Below are 22,116 nucleotides of genomic sequence, written 5' to 3' on the forward strand. Positions count from 1 at the left end.
CGCGCAGACCGCCCGTTTTTCTACAGTCGCCCGCTCGTGCAAAGGGGGAGGACCCATGGCGACGATCCTGTTCGAGCAGCCCGGCCATCGCTGCATCGCCTTCAGCGACCTGGTGCGCGGCGACGACGGCGTGCAGGCGAACCAGTTCCTGATCCAGCATGGCGACGCGAGCGCGCTGCTCGATCCGGGGGGTGCGCTGCTCTACAACCCGCTGATCCTCGCGATCGGCGAGTTCGTCGCGCCGACCGACGTGACCTGGCTGCTGTGCTCGCATCAGGATCCGGACATCATCGGCTCGGTCGACAAGTGGCTGCTGTACACCAACACCACGGTGGTGTGTTCGAAGCTGTGGGGCCGCTTCGTGCCGCACGTCGTGCCGGGCTATCTGCGCAATGCGGGAAGCGATCGCTACCACCTGCTGCCAGACGAAGGCGGCCACATTCCGATGGGCGACAGTTCCGTTCGCGCGCTGCCGGCGCATTTCATGCATTCGGTGGGGAATTTCAGCTTCTACGATCCCGTCAGCCGGATCCTGTTCTCCGGCGACGTCGGCGCGTCGATGGTGCCCAGCCGCACGCCGTACGCGTTCGTCGACGACTTCGACGTGCACGTGTCGCGCATGGAAGGCTTCCATCGACGCTACATGGCATCCAACCGCGCCACGCGATTGTGGGCGCGCATGGTGCGCCAGCTCGCGCCGTCGATGATCGTCCCGCAGCACGGATTGCCGATGCGCGGCGAGACGATGGAGCGCTTCCTGGACTGGATCGAACGGCTGGAGTGCGGCGTGGACCTGATCGGGCCGGAGCACTACCGACTGTGAGAAGCCGGCTGTGAGGCGTCAGTAGCGCAGGCCGATCTTCCGGTACAGCTTCGACAGCACCCACGCCGGGCCGATCAGCAGGTAGGTCAGGTCGGTGAGGAAGCTCGGGCGCTTGTTTTCGTAACGCGCGCTGTGGCCGATGAACTGGCCGATCCACGCGACGACGAACACGCCGACCGCCAGCCACAGCAGCGTCGAGGTGCCGTAGGTGTCGTGGATCCACTTGGTCAGCAGGCCCATCAGCACGTACATCGCCAGCATGCCCAGGCCGAGCAGGCGCGAGGCGCGGTAGTAGAACAGGACGGTGGCGAGCATCGCCACGCCGGCCCAGAAACCATCGTTCATCCACGACGCCGGCGTCGGGATGCACCACAGCAGCGCGATGACGCTCCACAGGATCGCCGGCACGCAGATCACGTGGATGCGCTGGTTGGTCTGGTTGCGATGGTCGGCGGAGTAGTGCGCGAACCAGCGGTCGATCGGGCGCTGCGTGGCGTGCTGCGAAGATTCGGCGGCGGTGTTCATGTCGACCCCTCCCAAGGCGCATGACGGTCCGCGCCCGCGCGCGGATGGGAGGAGGATAGCGGGATCGGGACGCAGGCGCCCGATCCCGCGGTACCGCCCGGCGGTCAGTCGACCGAGATGCCGGCCAGCTTCATCAGCGCCTCGGCGTACTTCGCGCGGGTGCGTTCGATGACCTCGGCCGGCAGGTTCGGGCCCGGGGCCGTCTTGTTCCAGTCGAGCGTTTCCAGGTAGTCGCGCACGAACTGCTTGTCGTAGCTCGGCGGGCTGGTGCCGACCTCGTATTCGTCCGCCGGCCAGTAGCGCGACGAATCGGGCGTCAGCATCTCGTCCATCACGTACAGATGGCCGTCGGCGTCCAGTCCGAACTCGAACTTCGTGTCGGCCAGGATGATGCCGCGCTGCGCCGCGTAGTCGCGGGCGTACTTGTACAGCCGCAGCGTCGCGTCGCGGACCTGTTCGGCCAGATCCGCGCCCACGGTGCGCACGGCGGTGTCGAAGTCGATGTTCTCGTCGTGATCGCCCACGGCGGCTTTCGTCGACGGGGTGAAGATCGGTTCGGCCAGCTGTTCGGCCTGGCGCAGACCGTCGGGCAGGGCGATGCCGCTGACGCGGCCGGTGCGCTGGTAATCCTTCCAGCCGCTGCCGATGAGGTAGCCGCGGGCGATGCATTCCACCGGCACGGGCTTGAGCTTCTTGGTCACCACCGCGCGCTTGCCGTACAGCGCCGCGTCGACGCCCTCGGGCAGTACCGAGGCGACATCGATCCCGGTGAGGTGGTTGCGGATGATGTGGTCGGTCTTGCCGAACCAGAAATTGCTGATCTGGCAGAGCATCTCGCCCTTGCCCGGGATCGGATCGGGCAGCACCACGTCGAAGGCCGAAAGGCGATCGGTCGCGACCATCAGCAAACAGTCGCCGGCGCCGGCGGGCAGGCGATCGGCAGGAAGGTCGAAGACGTCGCGGACCTTGCCGCGATGGCGAAGGTGGAGGCCGGGAAGGTCGGACTGGAGCAGGGTCGTGGACAACGCAGGAATCCCCGATGGGTGCGATGGAGCCCCCGCCCGACGCTCGCCTTGCCTCGCGCGCGTGCGCGACAGGGCCGGCCAGTGTACGCCGGCCGGCGGCGACGTGCAGGTACACTGTCGACGGACCTAAACGGGCGACCGCGGACCGCGGGGAGGACGATGAAACGCTGGTACGGCAAGCTCCTGGGCTTCTTCGCGGGGGCCGCGTTGTTCCGCACCAACCCGCTGTTCGGGGCCCTGATCGGGCTGCTGGTGGGCCACGCCTTCGACACCGACTGGTTCAAGCTGCGCCGGGACAACCCGTATGCCGCGCTGGGCCTGACGTCCGACGCGACCGATGCCGAAGTCGACCAGGCCTACCGTCGCCTGATGTCCCAGTACCACCCCGACCGCGTCGCCGGCGCCGCGTCCGAGCTGCGCGAGCAGGCCGAAATCCGCGCCCGCGAGATCAACCAGGCTTACGACCGCATCAAGACGTTGCGTCGGAAGCGCTGACCCCAACCACGAACGCCGCCGAGCCCCCCATGCAATCCACCGTCATCGCCCCGTCCATCCTCTCGGCCAACTTCGCCAAACTAGGCGAGGAAGTCGACAACGTGCTCAAGGCCGGCGCCGACTGGGTGCACTTCGACGTGATGGACAACCACTACGTCCCGAACCTCACCATCGGCCCGATGGTCTGCGAGGCGCTGCGCAAGCATGGCGTCACCGCGCCGATCGACGTGCATCTGATGGTCGAGCCGGTGGACCGCATCGTCCCCGACTTCGCGAAGGCCGGTGCCACGCTGATCAGCTTCCATCCCGAGGCCAGCGCGCACGTGCACCGCACGATCCAGCTGATCAAGTCGCACGGCTGCCAGGCGGGCCTGGTGCTCAATCCCGCCACGCCGGTCGACGCGCTGGAGTGGGTGCTCGAAGAGGTCGACATGGTGCTGCTGATGTCGGTCAATCCCGGCTTCGGCGGGCAGGGCTTCATTCCCTCGGCGCTGGAGAAACTGCGCCGCGTGCGCAAGATGATCGACGCCACGGGCAAGCCGATCCGCCTGGAAATCGATGGCGGCGTGAAGGCCGACAACATCGCCGAGATCGCCGCCGCCGGCGCGGACACCTTCGTTGCCGGCTCGGCGATCTTCAACGCCACCGACTACGCGGACGTGATCGGCCGCATGAAGGACGCCGTGTCGAAGGTGCGCGGATGAAAACCTGCGACCTGTGCGATCTGCACGACGCGCAGGTGCGCGTGGTCGAGCTGCCGTTGCAGGACTTCGGCGGCCGCATCGCGTTCAACGGAATCGTCAGCACGGTGCGCGCCGACGAGGACAACTCGCGCGTGCGCGAAGCGGTGGAAGAAGCTGGGCAGGGCCGTGTGCTGGTGGTCGACGGCGGCGGTTCGATGCGACGCGCCATGCTCGGCGACCTGCTCGCGGCGAAGGCCGCGGAGAACGGCTGGGCGGGCGTGATCGTGTTCGGCGCGATCCGCGACAGCGATGCGATCTCGACCATCGCGCTGGGCGTGAAGGCGCTGGGCACCTGCCCGCGCAAGACCGACAAGCTCGGCGCGGGCGAGCGCGATGTCGAAGTGGAATTCGGCGGCGTGCGCATCCGCCCCGGCGACTGGCTGTGCGCGGACGAGGACGGCGTGGTCGTGGCCGACACCGACCTGCGCTGAAGCAGGCACGAGCATTCCAACGAACGAAAACGAAAGCGGCAGGCCATCGCTGGCCCGCCGCCGGGAATGCCTGGAGGCAATCCAGCCTCCGTCCGTCGTCCTTGAGAATGGACTCTGATTCTCCGCACGTTCGATGACGGACGTGTGACGCATCGGCTGGCGCCGACGCGCTTTTTGCCCGTTCACGATCACTCGCGCCCGCGCCGTTTAGCCTGCACGCGGGTTCCCCACGCAGAACGACCATGGCGACGCACTGGCGCCTGATCCTCAACGGAAAATCCGCGGGAAACGACGCCGTGCGCGACGCCGTCCAGGCGATGCGCGCCGGCGGCGCGACGCTCGACGTGCGCGTGACGTGGGAACACGGCGATGCGGCACGCTATGTCGACGAGGCCATCGACGACGGCGTGCATTGCGTGATCGCCGGCGGCGGCGACGGTTCGCTGGGCGAAGTCGCCGCGGCGCTGGCCGAACGCCATGAGGACGCCACAACGCTGCCTGCTCTTGCGGCGATGCCGCTGGGCACGGCGAACGATTTCGCCACCGCCGCCACGATCCCGCTCGATCCGCACGACGCCCTGCGCCTGGTCGCCGACACGCCGGCGCACGCCATCGACATGCTGCGCGTGGAGGCCGACGGCGTGCGGCACTGGTGCATCAACCTGGCCAGTGGCGGATTCGGCACGGAAGTCACGGTGGAAACCGACGACGGCCTGAAGAAACTGCTCGGCGGTCTGGCCTATCTGGTCACGGGTATCGCGAAGATGGGCCGCATCGAGCCGGTCGCCGCACACGTGCACGGCGAGGGGCTCGACTGGCGCGGCGCGCTGATCGCGTTGGGCGTCGGCAACGGCCGGCAGGCGGGCGGCGGGCAGCTGCTGTGTCCGGACGCGCGCATCGACGACGGCCTGCTCGACGTCACCGTGATTCCCGAACTCGAAGGCGAACTGGCCACCACCGCGGCCACGCTGGTGCGCGAAGGACGCGGCGCCGCGCTCGAACGCGTCGGCGAACGTGCCCGCATGCGCGCGGTGGCCATCGAAGCGGAGGACGGCGAGATCGCGCTCAACCTCGACGGCGAACCCGTGCAGGCGCGGCGGTTCGCCATCGCCTGCGTGCCCGCGCGCCTGCGCATGCACCTGCCGGAACACTGTCCGCTCCTTGCGCCGGCTCGCCTCGCGCTGCGCTGACCCGGTACAGTACGCGCGATGAGCCGCGTGCCCCACCTTCCTTCGACTGCTCTGTTCATGAGTGCCCCGCATTTCCGCCTCGGTGCGGAGGGGCGATGGCGACCGTGCGTCGCCTGCCCACTCCCTTCGAATCCAAAGGAAATGCCGCGTGACCTCCGATTCCCCGTCTTCGCAACACGCTGATACCCACACCCTCGTTCCTGTCGTCCGCGAAGTCCTGAGCGACCTCGACACGCCGCTGTCGGTCTACCTCAAGCTCGCCGACGGCCCGCACACCTACCTCTTCGAATCGGTCGAAGGCGGCGAGCGTTTCGGCCGCTATTCGATCATCGGCCTGCCCGCGCGCCGCGTGTACGCGTTCGCCGGGCACACGCTGTTCGTGACCGAGGATGGCGAGTTGGTCGAAAGCCGCGTCGTGGACGATCCGTTCGCCGAAGTCGAGCGCCTGCGCGCGATGCACAGCGTGCCGACGATTCCCGACCTCCCCGGCTTCACCGGCGGGCTGGTGGGCTGGTTCGGCTTCGAGTCGATCCAGTACATCGAGCCGCGCTTCGCCGGCGGCGAAAAGGAAGACGAACTCGGCACGCCCGACATCCTGCTGATGCAGAGCGACGAGCTGGCGGTGTTCGACAACCTCAAGGGCCGGCTGTACCTGATCGTGCATGCCGATCCGTCCGAGCCGCGCGCGATGGCGCGCGCGAACCGCCGGCTGGACGAACTCGTGCATCGCCTGCGCCAGGGCGGGCCGGGGTATCCGGAAACGCTGGAAGGCCGGTTGCTGGACGAAGGCGATTTCGTGTCCGGCTTCACGCGCGAAGGCTTCATCGAGGCGGTGGAGAAGTCGAAGGAATACATCCGCGCCGGCGACATCTTCCAGGTCGTGCTGAGCCAGCGGCTGTCGGTGCCGTTCAAGGCGCGCCCGGTGGACGTGTACCGCGCGCTGCGTGCGCTCAATCCGTCGCCGTACATGTACTACCTTGATGTCGGCGGCACGCAGGTCGTCGGTTCGTCACCGGAAATCCTCGTGCGCCTACAGGACGGCAAGGTCACCGTGCGACCGATCGCCGGCACGCGCCCGCGTGGCGACACGCCCGAGCGCGACGCGGAACTGGAAGCCGAACTGCTGGCCGATCCGAAGGAACGCGCCGAGCACCTGATGCTGATCGACCTCGGCCGCAACGACGTCGGCCGCGTCTCGGAGGCGGGCACGGTCGAGGTCGGCGAGCAGTTCGTGATCGAGCGCTACAGCCATGTCATGCACATCGTCAGCGAAGTCACCGGCACGCTGAAGCCGGGCCTGAGCTACGCCGACGTGCTGCGCGCGACGTTCCCCGCCGGCACCGTCAGCGGCGCGCCGAAGATCCGTGCGCTCGAAGTGATCCGCGAACTCGAACCGATCAAGCGCAACGTCTACGCCGGTTCCATCGGTTATCTCGGTTGGGGCGAGCCCGGCCGCAGCGGCGACGCCGATACGGCGATCGCGATCCGCACCGCCGTCATCCAGGACGGTCGCCTGTACGTGCAGGCCGGCGCGGGCATCGTCTATGACTCCGATCCGGCGATGGAATGGGAGGAGACGATGAACAAGGGACGCGCGTTGTTCCGCGCCGTTGCGCAGGCCGCGCGCGGTTTGTGATCGGCACGCATCGCGGCGTTCGTCCGTCGTGATGCGTTACCCCGGTGGTTCTCACGCGGCGTTCACTGCGTGCTACCTCGCGGCCGGAAGTCCGCGTCCGCAACGTTAATTTCACAAACGGCGCGCTTCACTGCCGGGCACGGTGTCATCGACATCGACAACGCGGGAAGGAGGCGGCCATGCAGCTCGTCCACGATGCTCTCGTCCAGTCGCGTTTCTCGAACACGTTCCCCCGCACCGTCGAAATACTCTGCCCGCACTGCCTGAAGCAATCGGTCTTCGAGGCCCGTCCATGGCAGGAGCACGGCCGGCAACTGGCGGCCAGCGAACTGGAATGCACGCGTTGCGAGCGCACGGTGCTGTTCGTGCAGCTGCTCGACGCCGACGGCACGAACCAGGCGAACGGGTTGTTCTGCCATCCTGGCTCCGGCGGACGCGAGCCGATGGCGGGCGTCGAACACCTGCATGCGATGTCGGCACCGCTCGCACGCAGCTACGAATCCGCGTTGAAGCTGTACAACCACGCCGAATGGGGTGCGAGTTCGCTGATCGTGCGACATCTGCTCGGCGGATTGACGGCGCGCATGCTTGCCGACGACAAGGCCGAGCTGTCGCTGACGCGCAAGCTCGAAGCACTGCCGCACGACGTGGACCTGTCGCGACCGTTGCAGGACATCGCGCAGCTGCTCGCGCCCAGCGGCACGTTCGGGCGTCAGTTCGAGGACGAGACGACGATCGACAAGGCCAACGCCGAACTGCTGCTGGAACTGGCCGAACAGCTGATCAATTACCTCGTCGTGCTGCCGGGGACGATGGCGGATCTGAAGGCGCGCATCGCGACTGCACCGGTGCCGCTGCGGCGGGGGAGCGGGGTGGCTTGAAGTCCGTCATCCCGGCGAAAGCTGGACCCAGGCTGTCACGTCATCCGAAGGAAGCCGGCACCTCGACGGAACCTGTCGGGCTTGGGCCCCCGCGTTCGCCCGCATGAAGGGGCCGCAATCGGCGCGCCGAGGCGCTCGAAACATTACCGATAGTTAATCCCCCGGAAATCCTCCGGTGAGCCGCGCGGGCGCAGTCTGATCCTGCGGTCGGGAAGACAGTTCCCGACCGAACGAAGATCCCTCGTCCGAGTCACCCGCGTCTTACCAAGGAGTCACCCCATGAACCTGCGCAAGTCCCTGTTCGCCGTCGCCCTGACCGCACTGGCCGGTTCCGCCCTGGCCGCCCCGCCGAGCACCGCGCCGGCCGCCCCGGCCGCGTCGACCGCCCCGGCCAAGGGCACGGTCTCCAAGCACAAGCACGCCAGCAAGAAGGCCGCCGCTCCCGCCACCAAGAGCGACGCCAAGAAGGGCTGATCCCCATCGTCCCCGGAGCCCGTGCAACGCGGGCGGATACCCCGACGGTGCGCACCGCCGGGGTATCCTTTTTTGCATTCCGGAGTCCTCATGCGCGTCCTGCTGATCGAAGACGATCCCCACACCGCGGCCTTCATCGGCAAGGGCCTGCGCGAGGACGGGCATACGGTCGAACACGCCGGCGACGGCAAGCAGGGCTTGTTCCTGGCGACGACCGAGAGCTTCGACGCGATCGTGCTCGATCGCATGCTGCCCGCGCTCGACGGTCTCGTGCTGCTGCAGACCTTGCGCGGCGCCGGCAACCGCACGCCGCTGCTGCTGCTCACCGCGCTGGGCGAGGTCGACCATCGCGTCGAGGGCCTGCGCGCCGGCGCCGACGATTACCTCGTCAAACCTTTCGCCTATTCCGAACTGAGCGCGCGCCTTGACAGCATCGTGCGTCGCGAGCGCGAACAGGCGCAGCGCGAGCCCACGCGGCTTTCGGTCGGCGATCTCGAACTCGACCTGCTCGGCCGCGATGCGCGGCGTGCCGGCAAGCGCATCGAGTTGCAGCCGCGCGAATTCCGCCTGCTCGAATACCTGATGCGCCAGGCCGGGCGCGTCGTCACGCGCACGATGCTGCTCGAAGCGGTGTGGGACTACCACTTCGATCCGCAGACCAACGTCATCGACGTGCACATCAGCCGGTTGCGGCAGAAGATCGACCATGGCTTCGAGCGCCCGCTGCTGCACACCGTGCGCGGCGCCGGCTACCGGCTGGGCGAATGACGGGCCCGCTGCGCTCCACCAGCACGCGCCTGGCGCTCGCCGTGATGGGCGCGTTCCTGCTCGCCTTCGTGCTGCTGGGCGCGGGCGTCTACGTCGCGGTGTCCACCTTGCTGCTGCAGGATGCGCGCGAGTTGGTGCGCACCGATTCGGCGGGACTGATGCAGCTGCAACGCGACGGTGGTCGCGCCGCGCTCGTGCAGGAGCTGCGCGATCGCCTCGACGCGCCGGACGATCCCGACGCGGTGTACGCGTTGATCGGCGCGGATGGACGCGTCGAGTTGGGCGAGATTCCCGCGCTGCATGCCGGTCGCGGCGTGCGATGGACGACATTCGAGCTCGCCGGCGATGCGGTGCCCGGCGACGGCACGCAGTCGCGCCGCGTGCTCGCACAGCTGCAACCGTTGCCGAACGGCGAAACCTTGCTGACCGGGCTGCGGTTGCAGTCGCAGGATCGCTTCCTCGCGTTGATGCTGCGCACCGCGCTGGTGGCGCTGGCGGTCGCGGCGACGCTGGGCGCGCTCGCCGGCTGGCTGACCTCGCGCTGGGTGTCGCACCGGCTGGGTCATCTGGATCGCACGGCCGCGCGCGTGGGTGGCGGCGAACTGGGGCTGCGCGTGCCGCTGGACGGCAGCGGCGACGCATTCGATCGTCTCGGCCGGCGCTTCAACGCGATGCTCGACCGCATCGAGGAACTGCTTGGCGGCGTGCGCCACGCGACCGACCACATCGCGCACGACCTGCGGACGCCGCTGACGCGGCTGCGCAACCGCCTGGAGGACCTGCGCCATCGCAGCGGGGCGACGCCGGCCGAACGCGCGGCGCTCGACGGCGCCGTGCAGGAAACCGACCACCTGCTCACCACGTTCGGCGCGCTGCTGCGGCTGGCGCGCATCGAAGCGCAGCCGCCGGCGGGCGAGGGACCGGAGCTGGACCTCTCGGCGCTGGCCGCCGACGCCGCCGAGCTGTACACGCCCATCGGCGCCGAGCGATCGGTGCGCCTGGTGCTGTCGCTGGAGCCGGCGCTCGTGCGCGGCGATCGCGACCAGTTGTTCCAGATGCTGGTGAACCTGCTCGACAACGCGCTCAAGTACGCGCCCGAAGGTAGCGAGGTCGGGCTGTCGCTGCATGCGGGCGAGGCCGCCGTGCTGCGCGTGGACGATGGCGGCCCGGGCATTCCCGAAGCCGACCGCGAACGCGTGTTCGACCGGTTCCAGCGGCTGGAATCCCATCGCGGCACGCCGGGAAGCGGTCTGGGGCTGAGCCTGGTGCGGGCGATCGTGCATCGCCACGGCGGCCGGATCGAGCTGATCGACCGCGCGCCGGGTCTGCGCGTGCAGGTGACGCTGCCCTTGGCGGGCGCGCCGGGTCGCATCGCGCCGGCCGAGCCGCTAGAGTAGGGCCATGATCGTGCGTTCCTCCCCGCAGTTCCGAAAAGCCGACCTGGGTTGGCGATGGTGGCCGTTGGCTGCCGTCCGCCCCTCGTTGTCGTCCAAGGAACTGCCGAGTGTTTCCCGCCCCACGCACTGACTCCACGCCGGCCGCATCGGCCGCGTCCCACCCCGAACCCAAGCACCGACCCCGCCGGCCGGCCGCCGCGCGGGATAATCGCGTTGCGTCCAACCCCATGCCGAGCCCGCGCCGATGCTGTTGATGATCGACAACTACGACAGCTTTACCTACAACCTCGTGCAGTACCTGCAGGCGCTGGGCGCCGAGGTGAAGGTGATCCGCAACGACGAGCTGTCCGTCGCGCAGATCGAAGCTTTGTCCCCCGAGCGCATCGTCGTCTCGCCCGGCCCGTGCACGCCGAACGAGGCGGGCGTGTCGGTGGACGTGATCCGCGAGCTCGGCCCGCACATCCCGGTGTTCGGCGTGTGCCTGGGTCACCAGAGCCTGGGGCAGGCCTACGGCGGCGACGTCGTGCGCGCCAAGCGGATCATGCACGGCAAGACCTCGCGCATCCGCCACGAAGGCCGCGGCGTGTTCGCCGGGCTGCCCGACGGCTACGAGGCCACGCGCTACCACTCGCTGGTCGTGTCGCGCGAAACGCTGCCCGATTGCCTGGAAATCACCGCCTGGACCGAGGTCGACGGCGAGGACGGCGCGCCCGCCTTCGACGAGATCATGGGCCTGCGCCACCGCGAGCATCCGGTGGAAGGCGTGCAGTTCCACCCCGAGTCGATCCTCACCGAACACGGCCACGCGCTGCTGAAGAATTTCCTCGAGCGATGACCGCCACGCGCACCAGGCGCCCGTTGCGAAACGCCACGGCGTCGGCGCGACAGCTGCTATCGTTTCGGTTTCCCCGGCCCTGAGGCCCGCTCCGTCCCGCCACGCCCCGATCGCCACGCCCATGCCCATTACCCCGCAAGAAGCCCTGCAACGCACCATCGAGCATCGTGAGATCTTCCACGACGAGATGGTCGAGCTGATGCGCATGATCATGCGCGGCGAAGTCTCGCCGGCGATGACGGCGGCGATCCTCACTGGCCTGCGGGTGAAGAAGGAAACCGTCGGCGAGATCGCCGGCGCGGCGACGGTGCTGCGCGAGTTCGCGCGGCCGGTGGAGGTCGCCGATCGCGAGAACCTCGTCGACATCGTCGGCACCGGCGGCGATGGCGCCAACACGTTCAACATCTCCACCGCGAGCATGTTCGTGGTCGCCGCCGCGGGCGCGAAGGTCGCCAAGCACGGCAACCGCAGCGTGTCGTCGAAGTCCGGCAGCGCCGATGCGCTCGAAGCGCTGGGCGCATCGATCGAACTGCAACCCGGACAGGTCGCGCGCTGCATCGAACGCTGCGGCATCGGCTTCATGTTCGCGCCGATCCACCATCCGGCGATGAAGGTCGTCGCGCCTGTGCGCCGCGAAATGGGCGTGCGCACGATGTTCAACATCCTCGGCCCGCTGACCAATCCCGCCGGCGCGCCGAGCATCCTCATGGGCGTGTTCCATCCCGACCTCGTCGGCATCCAGGTACGCGTGCTGCAGGAACTGGGCGCGAAACGGGCGCTGGTGGTGTGGGGCCGCGACGGCATGGACGAGCTCTCGCTCGGTGCCGGCAGTCTCGTCGGCGAACTGCGCGACGGCACGGTGCGCGAGTACGAGGTGCATCCGGAGGACTTCGGCATCGCGATGGCCGCCAGCCGCAACCTGCGCGTGAACGACGCGGCCGAATCGAAAATCCTGCTGATGCAGGCGCTGAACGACGAAGCCGGCCTGCCGCGCGAAATCGTCGCGCTCAATGCGGGCGCCGCGATCTACGCCGCCGGCGTCGCCGACAGCATTGCCGAGGGCATAGAGCGCGCGCGTGCGGCGCTGGCCTCCGGCGCGGCGAAGCACAAGCTGGAGGAGTTCGTCGCGACCACGCGCGAACTCGCCGGCGAACCGGTGGGCGCGTGATGGACGACGCGTTCGCCCGCCTGCCCGCGCCGCCGTATTACGCGGTGATCTTCTCCTCGCGCCGCAACGCGCACGATGACGCCGGTTACGGCGAAGCGGCCGAACGCATGGTCGAACTGGCGTCGTCGCAGCCGGGATTCCTCGGCGTGGAATCGACGCGCGGCGCGGACGGATTCGGCATTACCGTTTCCTACTGGGACAGTGAAGCCGCCATCGCGGCGTGGCGGCAGCACGCCGAACACGCCGCCACGCGCGCGCACGGCCGCGTGCACTGGTACGAACACTACGAACTGCGCGTGGCCAAGGTCGAACGCGCTTACGGCAAGCCCGCAATGCACTCCAAGCCTTCCGAATGAGCGACATCCTCAACACGATCCTGGCCCGCAAGGTCGAGGAGATCCAGCAGCGCAGCCGTGTGCGGCCGCTCGAAGACATGCGGGCCCGTGCGCTGCAGCAGCCGCCCACGCGCGGTTTCGTCGACGCGATCCGCCGCAAGCACGCGGCGGGCGAGGCGGCGGTGATCGCCGAAGTGAAGAAGGCGAGCCCGTCGAAGGGGCTGATCCGCAAGGACTTCCATCCGGCGCAGATCGCGCGCAGCTACGAGGCCGGCGGTGCGGCGTGCCTGTCGGTGCTGACGGATGTCGACTTCTTCCAGGGCAGCAACCTGTACCTGGGCGAGGCGCGCGCCGCGTGCTCGCTGCCGGTGCTGCGCAAGGATTTCACCATCGATCCGTACCAGGTCTACGAAGCGCGCGTGATCGGCGCCGACGCGATCCTGCTGATCGTCGCCGCGCTGGAAGACGGCCAGATGGTCGAGATGGCCAACCTCGCCATGGAGCTCGGCATGGACGTGCTGGTGGAAGTGCACGACATCGACGAGCTCGAGCGCGCGCTGCAGACCGACTGCGAGCTCATCGGCGTGAACAACCGCAACCTGCGCACGTTCGAGGTGTCGCTCGACACGACGCTCGAACTGCAGAACGCCGTCCCGCGCGACCGCACGCTGGTGACCGAAAGCGGCATCGCCACGCAGGCCGACGTCGCGAAGATGCGCGCGGCCGGCGTGCAGACCTTCCTGGTCGGCGAATCCTTCATGCGCGAAGCCGAACCCGGCGCCGCGCTGCAGCGGCTGTTCGCCGCATGAGCACGACCGGACGGGTGCCCGAAGGCGTCGACCACCTGCCGGGTGCGGCCGCCGTCGCGACGACGGGCGAGTCCGCCACCGGCAAGCGCCCGTACGCGCCGCTGGTGGTGTTCGACTTCGACCACACGCTGTACGACGGCGACTCCGGCAGCCATCTCGTGCTTTGGCTGATCAAGCGCGACTGGGCGCGCGTCGTCGCCGCGATCGCGCTGTCGCCGCTGCTGCTGCCGCTGATCGCGTGGCTGCCGACGCGCCGACATGCGATCTCCGTCTACCTGTGGATCGCGACCTTCGGCACGCACCGTCGCCACGACATGGACCGGTTGATCGATCTCTACGTGCGCAAGCACGCGAAGGAGATCCGCGCGCGCCTGCTGCCGATCGCGCTGAAGGTGCTGCAGAAGCATCGCGATGCCGGCGATCGCGTGATCATCGCCACCGGCGCCGCGCCGGAACTGGCGCGCGCGATCCTCGACTTCGTGGCGCACGAGGACCTGCCGGTGATCGGCAGCATCGGCGGGCCGTTCCTCGGCGGCATGATCACCGTCGAGCACTGCCACCACGAGAACAAGATGCGGATGATCTGGGACGCCGGCTACGACCAGATCGCGGTCGCGTACTCGGACAGCAGCGCCGATCTGCCCCTGCTCAAGGCTGCGCGCAAGCCGGTGGTGGTCAATCCCAAGCGCCGTCGCGTGGCGATGTTCCGGCGCGTGTTGCCGCCCGGCACGCCGATCCTCAACTGGGGATGCAAGGAGCGTGGCGGCGACCCCGTGCAGGGCTGATCGCCGCGCGCTTCACACGCGCTCGGGCGCGTCCAGGTCCAGGAAGAAATCGCGCAGCGTGTGCTCGGCGTAGTCGCGGAACTCGCCGGCGTCGTAGAAGCGCCCGAAGCAGTTGCTGCAGCTTTCGAACCAGATGTGCGGCTGCTGCGCATCGACCATGCGCACCAGCTGGCGGTCGAAGCAGACCGGGCACTTGATGCGGTCGATGTGGTTGTAGTGCTCGCCGACCTGCGCGTCGCCGATGTCCACGCGTTCGGCTTCGGCCTTGAGCAGGCGGTTCTCGCCCATCGTCAGCCACATGCCCTTGCACTGCGTGCAACGCTGCGACAGCGAGGAGAGGAGCTCGATGGGCTCCATCGGCGAATTGCACTTCGGGCACTGCATGTGGATCCCCCTGATGGTCTGGTCGGCCGTCTGATCAGTCGCCAAGCGACTTCACGAAACGCATCGACCCGTCCAGATAGCCGCATTGCCGGTAGAAGGCGTGCGCGTCGGTGCGGCTGGCATTGCTGGTGACTTCGATGCGCCGCACGCCGTAACGGCGGCAGATCGATTCGACTTCGCGCAGCAGGCGCTTGCCGACGCCTTTCCCCTGTTCTTCCGGCAGCACGACCAGGCCGGTGATGCGCGCCAGCTCGTAGCCGTGGACGACCGAATAGAGCGTGTAGAGCGAGATCAGGCCGCTGGCGTCCCCGTCGATCTCGGCCAGCAGCAGGTGCTGGCGCGGGTCGTGCCGGACGACGGCGATGCGTTCGGCGGCTTCGTCCCGGGTGCAGGGATAGCCGAGTTCCCCCAGCAGGCGGGCGACGTCGCTCGCGTCGCCCAGTTCGGCCTGGCGCACCCGGGCCGTCACGGCTTCATCGGGTGCGTTGGCCCGACCCACGCGTCAGCGCGTTCCGTAGAGGACGACCGTCTTGCCGCGCGCGTGCAGCTTGCCGTCGGCCTGGAGCTTCTTGAGCACGCGGCCGGCCATTTCGCGCGAGCAGCCCACCAGACGCGAGAGCTCCTGGCGCGAGACGCGGATCTGGGTGCCCTGCGGGTGGCTCATGGCCTCCGGCTCCTTGGCCAGGTCGTGCAGGGCGCGGACGATGCGGTCGGTCACGTCGAGGAAGGCCAGGCGGCCGGCTTTCCTGCTGGTGTCCAGTAAACGACGGGAAATCTGCGCGCCGATGGCGTACAGCAGCTTCGGCGCATCGAGCGACAGGCGGGTCAGCAGCAGGTCGTAGAGGCGCTCGTGGCCGATTTCGGCCAGCTCGCAGGTGCTGCGGGTGCGCAGGATCACTTCCCGCTGGTCGCTGGCGATGAACAGGCCCAGCTCGCCGACGAATTCGCCGGGGCCGAAGTAGCCCAGGACCAGCTCGCGGCCGTCTTCCTCTTCCGTGATGATGCTCACGGAACCGGACACGATGTAGTAAAGCGTGCTCGCCGGGTCGCCCGGGCGGAACACATCGGTCCGCGACGGGTAGCGGCGGCGATGGCAGTGGGCGAGGAAGCGTTCGATCGTTGCACCGTCCGGCAGCAGCGGGCTGTTGGTGCGACGCATGGCAGGTGTGTTTGCAGCCGGGTTTGCGGACATGGTCGTGAAGGTCTTGTGATCGGTCGAGCTTAGGGTGAAGTAACGCATTGGGCAAATATCCGCCCCAGTACGTCACTACCGTGGACTCTAACCTGTGACGGCAAGCAGATTCGGCCGCGTCTTCACGCCGGCCGGCTGAATCGGGCCCCCTGGCGCGCCTCCCGGGGCCACGCGTTCCCCCGTAACGGTTTGTGCCGCATAATCGCGACCCTCCGCCGCCCTCCCGGGATCTCACTGCCGTGGTCAAGCCGTTGCCTCGCCTGAGGTTGCAAGGTTTCAACAACCTCACCAAGGCCCTCTCGTTCAATATTTACGACGTCTGCTTCGCGGCGTCGGAGGACGAGCGTCGTCGTTACATCGAATACATCGACGAGGCGTACAACGCCGACCGTTTGACCCAAATACTGACGGATGTCGCCGAGATCATCGGCGCCAACATCCTCAACATCGCCCGCCAGGACTACGACCCGCAGGGCGCGTCGGTGACCATCCTCATTTCCGAGGAGCCGGTGATCGACAAGAAGGACGCCGGCAAGGAGATCATCTCCGACGCCGTCGTGGCGCACATGGACAAGTCGCACATCACGGTGCACACGTATCCGGAAACGCATCCGGACAACGGCATCGCGACCTTCCGCGCCGACATCGACGTGGCGACCTGCGGCGTGATCTCGCCGCTGAAGGCGCTGAACTACCTGATCGAAAGCCTGGAATCCGACATCGTCATCATGGATTACCGGGTGCGCGGCTTCACCCGCGACATCAAGGGCAAGAAGCACTTCATCGACCACAAGATCAATTCGATCCAGGACTACCTGGCGAAGAACATCAAGTCGCGCTACGAGATGATCGACGTGAACGTCTACCAGGAAAACATCTTCCACACGAAGATGCACCTGAAGGAGTTCGACCTCGACACCTACCTGTTCGAGGAAAAGGCCAAGAACCTCTCGTTCAAGGAGCGCATGAAGATCGAGGCGCGCCTGAAGCGCGAGATCGAAGAGCTCTACCACGGGCGCAACCTGGCCGACTGAGGCCGAGTTCTTTCGCCGTGATGCAAGAAGGCCCGCGTTCGCGGGCCTTTTTCATTGCGACAGCGGCTACGTGTCGGGCGTCAGATCCGGTACGCGACCGCCTTCATCACCTTCGATGCCGCGGCCATCAGCGTCGGCACTGGCTGCGGCAGCACGCGTGCTCCGGCGGCTTCGGCGTGGTCGGCGTGGCGGGCTTCGTCGGCCTTCATCACTTGCAGGATCGCGCGGCTGCGCGCGTCGGCGGGCGGCAGCGAATCCAGGTGTTCGTCGATGTGCGCTTCGACCTGGCGCTCGGTCTCCACGACGAAGCCGAGGTTCCATCCGTCGCCGCGCAGGCCGGCGAGCGCGCCGATCGCGAAGCTACCCGCGTACCAGACCGGGTTGAGCAGGCTGGGGCGGCTGTCGAGTTCACGCAGGCGGTCGGCGCACCACGCGAGGTGGTCGGTCTCTTCCTGCGCGGCGGCGAGCAGGTGCGCACGCGTGGCCTCGTCGCGCGCCACCGCCGCCTGCCCGCAGTACAGCGCCTGCGCGCAAATCTCGCCGACGTGGTTGATGCGCATCAGGCCGCTCGCGTGGCGGCGTTCGGTGTCGTCCAGTTCGATCTGGGCGACGTCCCGGGATGGATTCGGTCGTTGCGCGCCGGGCGCACCGAAGACGGTGTCGAGCGCGCGCTGGGTGTCGTTGAGGAAACGGTCGAGGGGCGTGAGCTGGCGGGTCGTGTCCATGCCGGCAGTTTACGCGGAGGGGGAAACGGCCTGCGGTGAAGGCGCGGCCTCGACGCACTCGGCCAGGAATTCGAGCGGGTGTTGCACCGGCACCGACGTCCCGTTGGCCAGGTGCAGGCGGCAGCCGAGGTTCGCGCTCAGCAGCCGCGTCGCGCCACTTTCCTGCAACTGGCGCAGCAGCGGTGCGCGGAACGTCGAGGCGCGGGCGGGATCCTCCAGCATCTGCGCGCCCGAGGCGCCGCAGCAACCGGAGGCGTCGAGTTCCACGATTTCAATACCCGGCATCGATGACAGCAGCGCACGAAGCGTGCCCGCCGAGCGCACGACGTTGCGTTGCGTGCAGGGCAGGTGCAGCGCGATGCGTTCCGGGCGAGCGCGCCATTGCCAGCGTTCGGCGTGCGTCTGCAGCCTGCGCGCAAGGAATTCGATCGCATCGACCGTTCGCGTCGTGCCGCCGTCCAGCGCCTGCGCAACGGCCTCATGGCAGCCGCTCGCGAACGTGAGGACAGTGCCTGTCGACTCGAACGCGCCTCGGTTCCGCGCGGCCAGGCGCTGTGCGCCTTCGATGTCGCCGGCGTGCGCGTGCACGCTGCCGCAGCAGGTCTGTCCGGACGGGGTTTCGACGCGAACACCAAGCATCGCAAGGCATCGCGCGATCGACTCGCGAAGACCGGCTTCGTAGGCGCTCGCCGCGCAGCCGACGAACATCGCGACGCTCTCCTCCGCTGGCGCAAATCCGGTCGCGGCCGGCGGGGCGATGGCAGGCGGGGCGATGGCAGGCGGGGCGATGGCAGGCGGGGCGATGGCAGGCGGCGGCAGGAGGCGCCATTGCGCAGGCAGCCATGCGTGGACGCGCCTGTAGGCATGCAGCAGGGCGCCGAGCAACGCTGGGCGGGCGACGAGGGCTTCGATCGATTTCTGGCGCCAGCCGGCAGACCGGCGCTCCCGCTGGCGCGACCTCGCCTGGACGAGCAGGGCGCCGTATTGCACCCCGGCGGGGCAGACGGCCTCGCAGCTGCGGCAGCCAAGGCACTGGTCCAGATGTGTCTCGCCCGCCGGGGTAGGCGGGATGGTCTCCAGCGCCCAGGCGCGGGCAAGGGCGATCCGGCCGCGGGGGGATTCGGCCTCGAGCCGGGATTCGGCGTAGGTCGGGCAGGCCGGCAGGCACAATCCGCACTGCACGCAGCGGTCGGCCAGCGCCACCAGAGGATCGTGCGTCGGGCGTGGCGAGGGGGCGGCGGGCGGCATGGCGCGATTCTAGACGGCCCGGAAGGGGCTGAACCCCGCGACTTGCAGCGCCCGGCACAGCCGGCTATCATTCCGCCTCTTCGTTTTACCCCCTCGACAACGCGTGGCGAAGTTCCGCCGGTCCGGCCTTGCCGGAAACGAGTACGGAACCAGCCCGACCGGAACACCATCAAAGACCAGTCATGAAGACTTTTACCGCCAAGAACGAGACCGTCCAGCGTGACTGGTACGTCGTAGACGCCGAAGGCAAGACCCTCGGCCGCCTCGCTTCCGAGCTCGCCCGCCGTCTGCGCGGCAAGCACAAGCCGGTGTTCACCCCGCACGTGGATACGGGCGACTACCTCATCGTGATCAATGCCGAGAAGGTGGCCGTCACCGGCAAGAAGCTGCAGGACAAGCAGTACCACCGCTTCACCGGCTACATCGGCAACCTCAAGACCGAGACGCTTGCCCAGGCGCTGGAGCGCCATCCGGAGCGCGTCATCGAGATCGCCGTGAAGGGCATGCTGCCGAAGAATCCGCTTGGCCGCGCCATGTACCGCAAGCTCAAGGTCTACAAGGGCTCCGAGCACCCGCACGCCGCCCAGCAGCCGCAGCCGCTGGACTTCTGATCCGGACCCTTTCCTAGAGACATCCCATGGCACTCCAGCAGAATTACGGCACCGGCCGCCGCAAGTCCTCCACCGCCCGCGTTTTCCTGCGCAAGGGCGCTGGCAACATCACCGTCAACCAGCGTCCGCTGGATGAGTTCTTCGGTCGCGAAACCGCGCGCATGATCGTGCGCCAGCCGCTCGAACTCACCCAGTCGACCGACAAGTTCGACGTCGTCGTCACCGTCGCTGGCGGCGGCATCACCGGCCAGGCCGGTGCGATCCGCCTGGGCATCGCCCGCGCGCTGGTCGAGTACGACGAAACCCTGAAGACCGAGCTGCGCAAGGCCGGCTTCATGACCCGCGACGCGCGTGAAGTCGAGCGTAAGAAGGTCGGTCTGCACAAGGCCCGCCGCGCTACGCAGTTCTCGAAGCGCTAATCGTTTTTGGGTTACAATTTGTTTCATAGCCCCGTCGCCAAGCGGTAAGGCACCTGACTCTGACTCAGGCATTCGGTGGTTCGAATCCATCCGGGGCTGCCAGACAAAACAAGAAACCCGCCGAAAGGCGGGTTTTTTGTTGCCTGCAGTTTTTCCATGCCGTGGATCGGGTGTGCCATGCGTCGATCGCCGCGGCAGCAGGCGTGCTGTCAGAATCCGGCATCGATTTGCGTTCTGTTCGATGTCTCGCCACGCTGCGCGCAGTCGTTACAATTGAAACCATCGCGCGGCAGCGCTGGAAATCCGGGAGTTTCGATGAAGCTTGGTTCTCTGAAGGAAGGCGGTCGCGACGGCACGTTGATCGTGGTCTCGCGCGATCTTTCGCGCGGCGTGCGTGCCAGCGGCATCGCCGACACGTTGCAGCGCGCGCTGGAAGACTGGTCGAACATCGCGCCGCGCCTCAACGCGCTGTACGACGCGCTCAATGAGGGCAACGCCGAGGGTGCATTCGATCTCGACATGGCGGCGCTCGCCGCACCGTTGCCGCGTGCGTACGAATTCGTCGACGGATCCGCGTATCTCCCGCACGTCGAACGCGTGCGTCGCGCGCGCGGCGCCGAAGTGCCGGAAAGCTTCTACACCGATCCGCTGATGTACCAGGCGGTGAGCGCGGGCTTCTACGGTCCGCGCGATCCGGTGCGCGTGCCGAGCGAGGACTACGGCATCGACCTGGAAGCCGAAGTCGTCGTAGTCACCGACGACGTGCCGATGGCCGCGACGCCCGAACAGGCCGCCTCGCACATCCAGCTCGTCGGCCTGGTGAACGATGTCTCGCTGCGCAACCTCATTCCGAACGAACTCGCCAAGGGCTTCGGTTTCCTGCAGTCCAAGCCGCGCTCGGCGCTGAGCCCGGTGTTCGTCACGCCGGACGAACTCGGTGACGCATGGCAGGGCAGCAAGGTGCATCTGCCGCTGACCACGCATATCAACGGCGAATGGTTCGGCGCGCCGGAAGCGGGCGTCGACATGCAGTTCGACTTCGCGCAGCTCGTCGCGCATGCAGCGAAGACGCGCCCGCTGTCGGCCGGCACCATCGTGGGCTCGGGCACGGTCGCCAACGAGGACACGTCGCTGGGCGCGTCGTGTTTTGCCGAGAAGCGCACCGTCGAGACGCTGGAAACCGGCAAGCCGATCACGCCGTTCATGAGTTTCGGCGATACGGTCCGCATCGAAATGCTGTCGCGTGACGGCGAGAGCGTCTTCGGCGCGATCGAGCAGCGCATCGAGAAGGGCGGCAACGCCTGACGCACCACCCGTGCACGGCCGCCCGCCGTGCACGGAATCCACCACGTGTTCGCGGGGAACGGCATGGCGGCTGAGCATCTGCGGTTGTACTCGTACTGGCGTTCGAGCGCGGCGTATCGCGTGCGCATCGGGCTCAACCTGAAGTCGCTGCCCTACGAAACGGTGCCGGTGCACCTGATCCGCGACGGCGGCGAGCAGCATTCGGCCGCGTTCAAGCAGGTCAATCCGCAGGAACTCGTGCCCGTGCTGCAGCACGGCGACCGCGTGATGCGGCAGTCGGTCGCCATCCTCGAATACCTCGACGAAACCTGGCCGGAGCCGCCGCTGCTTCCGGCTGCCGCGCGCGACCGCCAGCGCGTCCGCGCGCTGGCGCAGACCATCGCCTGCGACATCCATCCGCTCAACAACCTGCGGGTGCTGCAGCATTTCGACCGCAACTGGCACGTGCCGCAGCCCGAACGCGACGCGTGGGTACAGCATTGGGTACAGGAAGGTTTCACCGCGCTGGAAGCGATGCTCGCCGACCATCCGTCGACCGGCACCTTCTGCGAAGGCAATTCGCCGACGCTCGCCGACTGTTGCCTGGTTCCGCAGGTCTACAACGCGCGACGCTTCGCAGTGGATCTGTCGAAGTACCCGACGATCACGCGCATCGAGAAGGCGTGTCTGGCGCTGCCGGCCTTCGATGCGGCGCGACCGGAGAAACAGCCGGATGCGCCGGTCGCGTAGTTAGGACTGAGGCAGCTCCGTTCGACGGGGCTGCCGGACAGGCAACGCCATCATTCCAGCGATGCTGGAATCTATGTGCTTTCACGCTTTGAAGAAGGCACCGGCGGATCGCCGGCGCTGCGCAACCCCTCTCCGGGCGAGAGAGGGGT

General features: G+C 67.8%; 27 protein-coding genes and 1 tRNA gene. 21 read left to right on the top strand and 7 right to left on the bottom strand.

Going from position 1 to position 22,116, the window contains the following annotated elements:
- Positions 1-55 precede the first annotated feature (55 nt).
- On the top strand, positions 56-823 hold the full coding sequence (locus ABIE51_RS04115; protein ID WP_115841301.1) for an oxygen-binding di-iron domain-containing protein: 768 nt from the start codon (positions 56-58) through the stop codon (positions 821-823).
- Positions 824-841: 18 nt separating this feature from the next.
- Here ABIE51_RS04115 and ABIE51_RS04120 read toward each other — a convergent pair whose 3' ends face one another.
- Together ABIE51_RS04120 and ABIE51_RS04125 are read right to left on the bottom strand one after the other, a co-directional pair.
- Positions 842-1,348: an Mpo1 family 2-hydroxy fatty acid dioxygenase gene (locus ABIE51_RS04120; protein ID WP_115841302.1), complete on the bottom strand. Its 507-nt coding sequence runs from the start codon at positions 1,346-1,348 to the stop codon at positions 842-844.
- Between the two features lie 104 nt (positions 1,349-1,452).
- Complete coding sequence (locus ABIE51_RS04125) at positions 1,453-2,373, bottom strand: phosphoribosylaminoimidazolesuccinocarboxamide synthase (protein ID WP_115841303.1); 921 nt, start codon at positions 2,371-2,373, stop codon at positions 1,453-1,455.
- 159 nt (positions 2,374-2,532) lie between these two features.
- On the opposite strand from ABIE51_RS04125, the gene ABIE51_RS04130 reads away from it, so the two are divergent.
- The 14 genes from ABIE51_RS04130 to ABIE51_RS04195 all read left to right on the top strand — a co-directional run bounded on the left by ABIE51_RS04130 (position 2,533) and on the right by ABIE51_RS04195 (position 14,320).
- Positions 2,533-2,868, top strand: a complete 336-nt coding sequence (locus ABIE51_RS04130) for a J domain-containing protein (RefSeq protein WP_157029315.1) — start codon at positions 2,533-2,535, stop codon at positions 2,866-2,868.
- Between the two features lie 29 nt (positions 2,869-2,897).
- Positions 2,898-3,572: a ribulose-phosphate 3-epimerase gene (gene rpe / locus ABIE51_RS04135; RefSeq protein WP_192632335.1), complete on the top strand. Its 675-nt coding sequence runs from the start codon at positions 2,898-2,900 to the stop codon at positions 3,570-3,572.
- Positions 3,569-4,042 carry a ribonuclease E activity regulator RraA gene (rraA, locus tag ABIE51_RS04140; protein ID WP_192632336.1) on the top strand — a complete coding sequence of 158 codons (474 nt, stop codon included), beginning with the start codon at positions 3,569-3,571 and terminating at the stop codon, positions 4,040-4,042. The genes rpe and rraA overlap by 4 nt, the downstream gene beginning before the upstream one ends.
- A gap of 242 nt (positions 4,043-4,284) precedes the next feature.
- Positions 4,285-5,232 (top strand): lipid kinase YegS, encoded by a 948-nt coding sequence (gene yegS, locus ABIE51_RS04145; protein WP_192632337.1) that lies wholly within the window; start codon positions 4,285-4,287, stop codon positions 5,230-5,232.
- Positions 5,233-5,380: 148 nt separating this feature from the next.
- On the top strand, positions 5,381-6,868 hold the full coding sequence (gene trpE, locus ABIE51_RS04150; RefSeq protein WP_157029319.1) for an anthranilate synthase component I: 1,488 nt from the start codon (positions 5,381-5,383) through the stop codon (positions 6,866-6,868).
- Positions 6,869-7,047: 179 nt separating this feature from the next.
- Complete coding sequence (locus tag ABIE51_RS04155) at positions 7,048-7,749, top strand: hypothetical protein (RefSeq protein ID WP_192632338.1); 702 nt, start codon at positions 7,048-7,050, stop codon at positions 7,747-7,749.
- A gap of 279 nt (positions 7,750-8,028) precedes the next feature.
- Positions 8,029-8,223 carry a hypothetical protein gene (locus ABIE51_RS04160; RefSeq protein ID WP_192632339.1) on the top strand — a complete coding sequence of 65 codons (195 nt, stop codon included), beginning with the start codon at positions 8,029-8,031 and terminating at the stop codon, positions 8,221-8,223.
- Between the two features lie 90 nt (positions 8,224-8,313).
- Positions 8,314-8,991: a winged helix-turn-helix domain-containing protein gene (locus tag ABIE51_RS04165; protein WP_192632340.1), complete on the top strand. Its 678-nt coding sequence runs from the start codon at positions 8,314-8,316 to the stop codon at positions 8,989-8,991.
- Positions 8,988-10,388: a sensor histidine kinase gene (locus ABIE51_RS04170; RefSeq protein ID WP_192632341.1), complete on the top strand. Its 1,401-nt coding sequence runs from the start codon at positions 8,988-8,990 to the stop codon at positions 10,386-10,388. Before ABIE51_RS04165 ends, ABIE51_RS04170 begins: the two co-directional genes overlap by 4 nt.
- Before the next feature lie 244 nt (positions 10,389-10,632).
- Positions 10,633-11,223, top strand: coding sequence for an anthranilate synthase component II (locus ABIE51_RS04175; protein ID WP_192632342.1), 591 nt, complete (start codon positions 10,633-10,635; stop codon positions 11,221-11,223).
- A 121-nt stretch (positions 11,224-11,344) separates the two neighbouring features.
- Complete coding sequence (gene trpD, locus ABIE51_RS04180) at positions 11,345-12,391, top strand: anthranilate phosphoribosyltransferase (RefSeq protein WP_192632343.1); 1,047 nt, start codon at positions 11,345-11,347, stop codon at positions 12,389-12,391.
- Complete coding sequence (locus ABIE51_RS04185; protein ID WP_192632344.1) at positions 12,391-12,747, top strand: antibiotic biosynthesis monooxygenase family protein; 357 nt, start codon at positions 12,391-12,393, stop codon at positions 12,745-12,747. Before trpD ends, ABIE51_RS04185 begins: the two co-directional genes overlap by 1 nt.
- On the top strand, positions 12,744-13,535 hold the full coding sequence (gene trpC, locus ABIE51_RS04190; protein ID WP_115841316.1) for an indole-3-glycerol phosphate synthase TrpC: 792 nt from the start codon (positions 12,744-12,746) through the stop codon (positions 13,533-13,535). Before ABIE51_RS04185 ends, trpC begins: the two co-directional genes overlap by 4 nt.
- The gene (locus tag ABIE51_RS04195) at positions 13,532-14,320 is read left to right on the top strand and encodes a haloacid dehalogenase-like hydrolase (RefSeq protein WP_192632345.1); all 789 of its coding nucleotides are present in this window, start codon (positions 13,532-13,534) and stop codon (positions 14,318-14,320) included. The genes trpC and ABIE51_RS04195 overlap by 4 nt, the downstream gene beginning before the upstream one ends.
- 12 nt (positions 14,321-14,332) lie before the next feature.
- Here ABIE51_RS04195 and ABIE51_RS04200 read toward each other — a convergent pair whose 3' ends face one another.
- Genes ABIE51_RS04200 through crp form a run of 3 tightly spaced genes read right to left on the bottom strand, consistent with a single transcriptional unit; the run spans position 14,333 to position 15,863 of the window.
- A complete protein-coding gene (locus ABIE51_RS04200) occupies positions 14,333-14,704 on the bottom strand; it encodes a TFIIB-type zinc ribbon-containing protein (RefSeq protein WP_192632346.1) in 372 nt (123 codons plus the stop codon).
- 34 nt (positions 14,705-14,738) lie between these two features.
- On the bottom strand, positions 14,739-15,173 hold the full coding sequence (locus ABIE51_RS04205) for a GNAT family N-acetyltransferase (protein WP_269750039.1): 435 nt from the start codon (positions 15,171-15,173) through the stop codon (positions 14,739-14,741).
- 33 nt (positions 15,174-15,206) lie between these two features.
- Positions 15,207-15,863, bottom strand: coding sequence for a cAMP-activated global transcriptional regulator CRP (gene crp, locus ABIE51_RS04210; protein WP_232338648.1), 657 nt, complete (start codon positions 15,861-15,863; stop codon positions 15,207-15,209).
- Between the two features lie 272 nt (positions 15,864-16,135).
- On the opposite strand from crp, the gene speD reads away from it, so the two are divergent.
- A complete protein-coding gene (speD, locus tag ABIE51_RS04215; protein WP_115841320.1) occupies positions 16,136-16,930 on the top strand; it encodes an adenosylmethionine decarboxylase in 795 nt (264 codons plus the stop codon).
- Positions 16,931-17,010: 80 nt separating this feature from the next.
- Here speD and coq7 read toward each other — a convergent pair whose 3' ends face one another.
- Positions 17,011-17,655 carry a 2-polyprenyl-3-methyl-6-methoxy-1,4-benzoquinone monooxygenase gene (gene coq7 / locus ABIE51_RS04220; protein ID WP_192632347.1) on the bottom strand — a complete coding sequence of 215 codons (645 nt, stop codon included), beginning with the start codon at positions 17,653-17,655 and terminating at the stop codon, positions 17,011-17,013.
- 9 nt (positions 17,656-17,664) lie between these two features.
- Positions 17,665-18,858: a (Fe-S)-binding protein gene (locus ABIE51_RS04225; RefSeq protein ID WP_192632348.1), complete on the bottom strand. Its 1,194-nt coding sequence runs from the start codon at positions 18,856-18,858 to the stop codon at positions 17,665-17,667.
- Between the two features lie 227 nt (positions 18,859-19,085).
- On the opposite strand from ABIE51_RS04225, the gene rplM reads away from it, so the two are divergent.
- From rplM to maiA, 5 genes are all read left to right on the top strand, one after another.
- Positions 19,086-19,514, top strand: a complete 429-nt coding sequence (gene rplM / locus ABIE51_RS04230) for a 50S ribosomal protein L13 (RefSeq protein ID WP_115841323.1) — start codon at positions 19,086-19,088, stop codon at positions 19,512-19,514.
- Between the two features lie 26 nt (positions 19,515-19,540).
- On the top strand, positions 19,541-19,933 hold the full coding sequence (rpsI, locus tag ABIE51_RS04235) for a 30S ribosomal protein S9 (RefSeq protein ID WP_115841324.1): 393 nt from the start codon (positions 19,541-19,543) through the stop codon (positions 19,931-19,933).
- 27 nt (positions 19,934-19,960) lie between these two features.
- Positions 19,961-20,035, top strand: a tRNA-Gln gene (locus ABIE51_RS04240).
- A gap of 213 nt (positions 20,036-20,248) precedes the next feature.
- Positions 20,249-21,238 carry a fumarylacetoacetate hydrolase family protein gene (locus ABIE51_RS04245; protein WP_192632349.1) on the top strand — a complete coding sequence of 330 codons (990 nt, stop codon included), beginning with the start codon at positions 20,249-20,251 and terminating at the stop codon, positions 21,236-21,238.
- A 63-nt stretch (positions 21,239-21,301) separates the two neighbouring features.
- Positions 21,302-21,967 (top strand): maleylacetoacetate isomerase, encoded by a 666-nt coding sequence (gene maiA / locus ABIE51_RS04250; RefSeq protein WP_115841326.1) that lies wholly within the window; start codon positions 21,302-21,304, stop codon positions 21,965-21,967.
- Positions 21,968-22,116: the final 149 nt, after the last annotated feature.

This window comes from Lysobacter sp. OAE881 (genome assembly GCF_040546665.1).
GTDB lineage: Bacteria > Pseudomonadota > Gammaproteobacteria > Xanthomonadales > Xanthomonadaceae > Lysobacter_J > Lysobacter_J soli.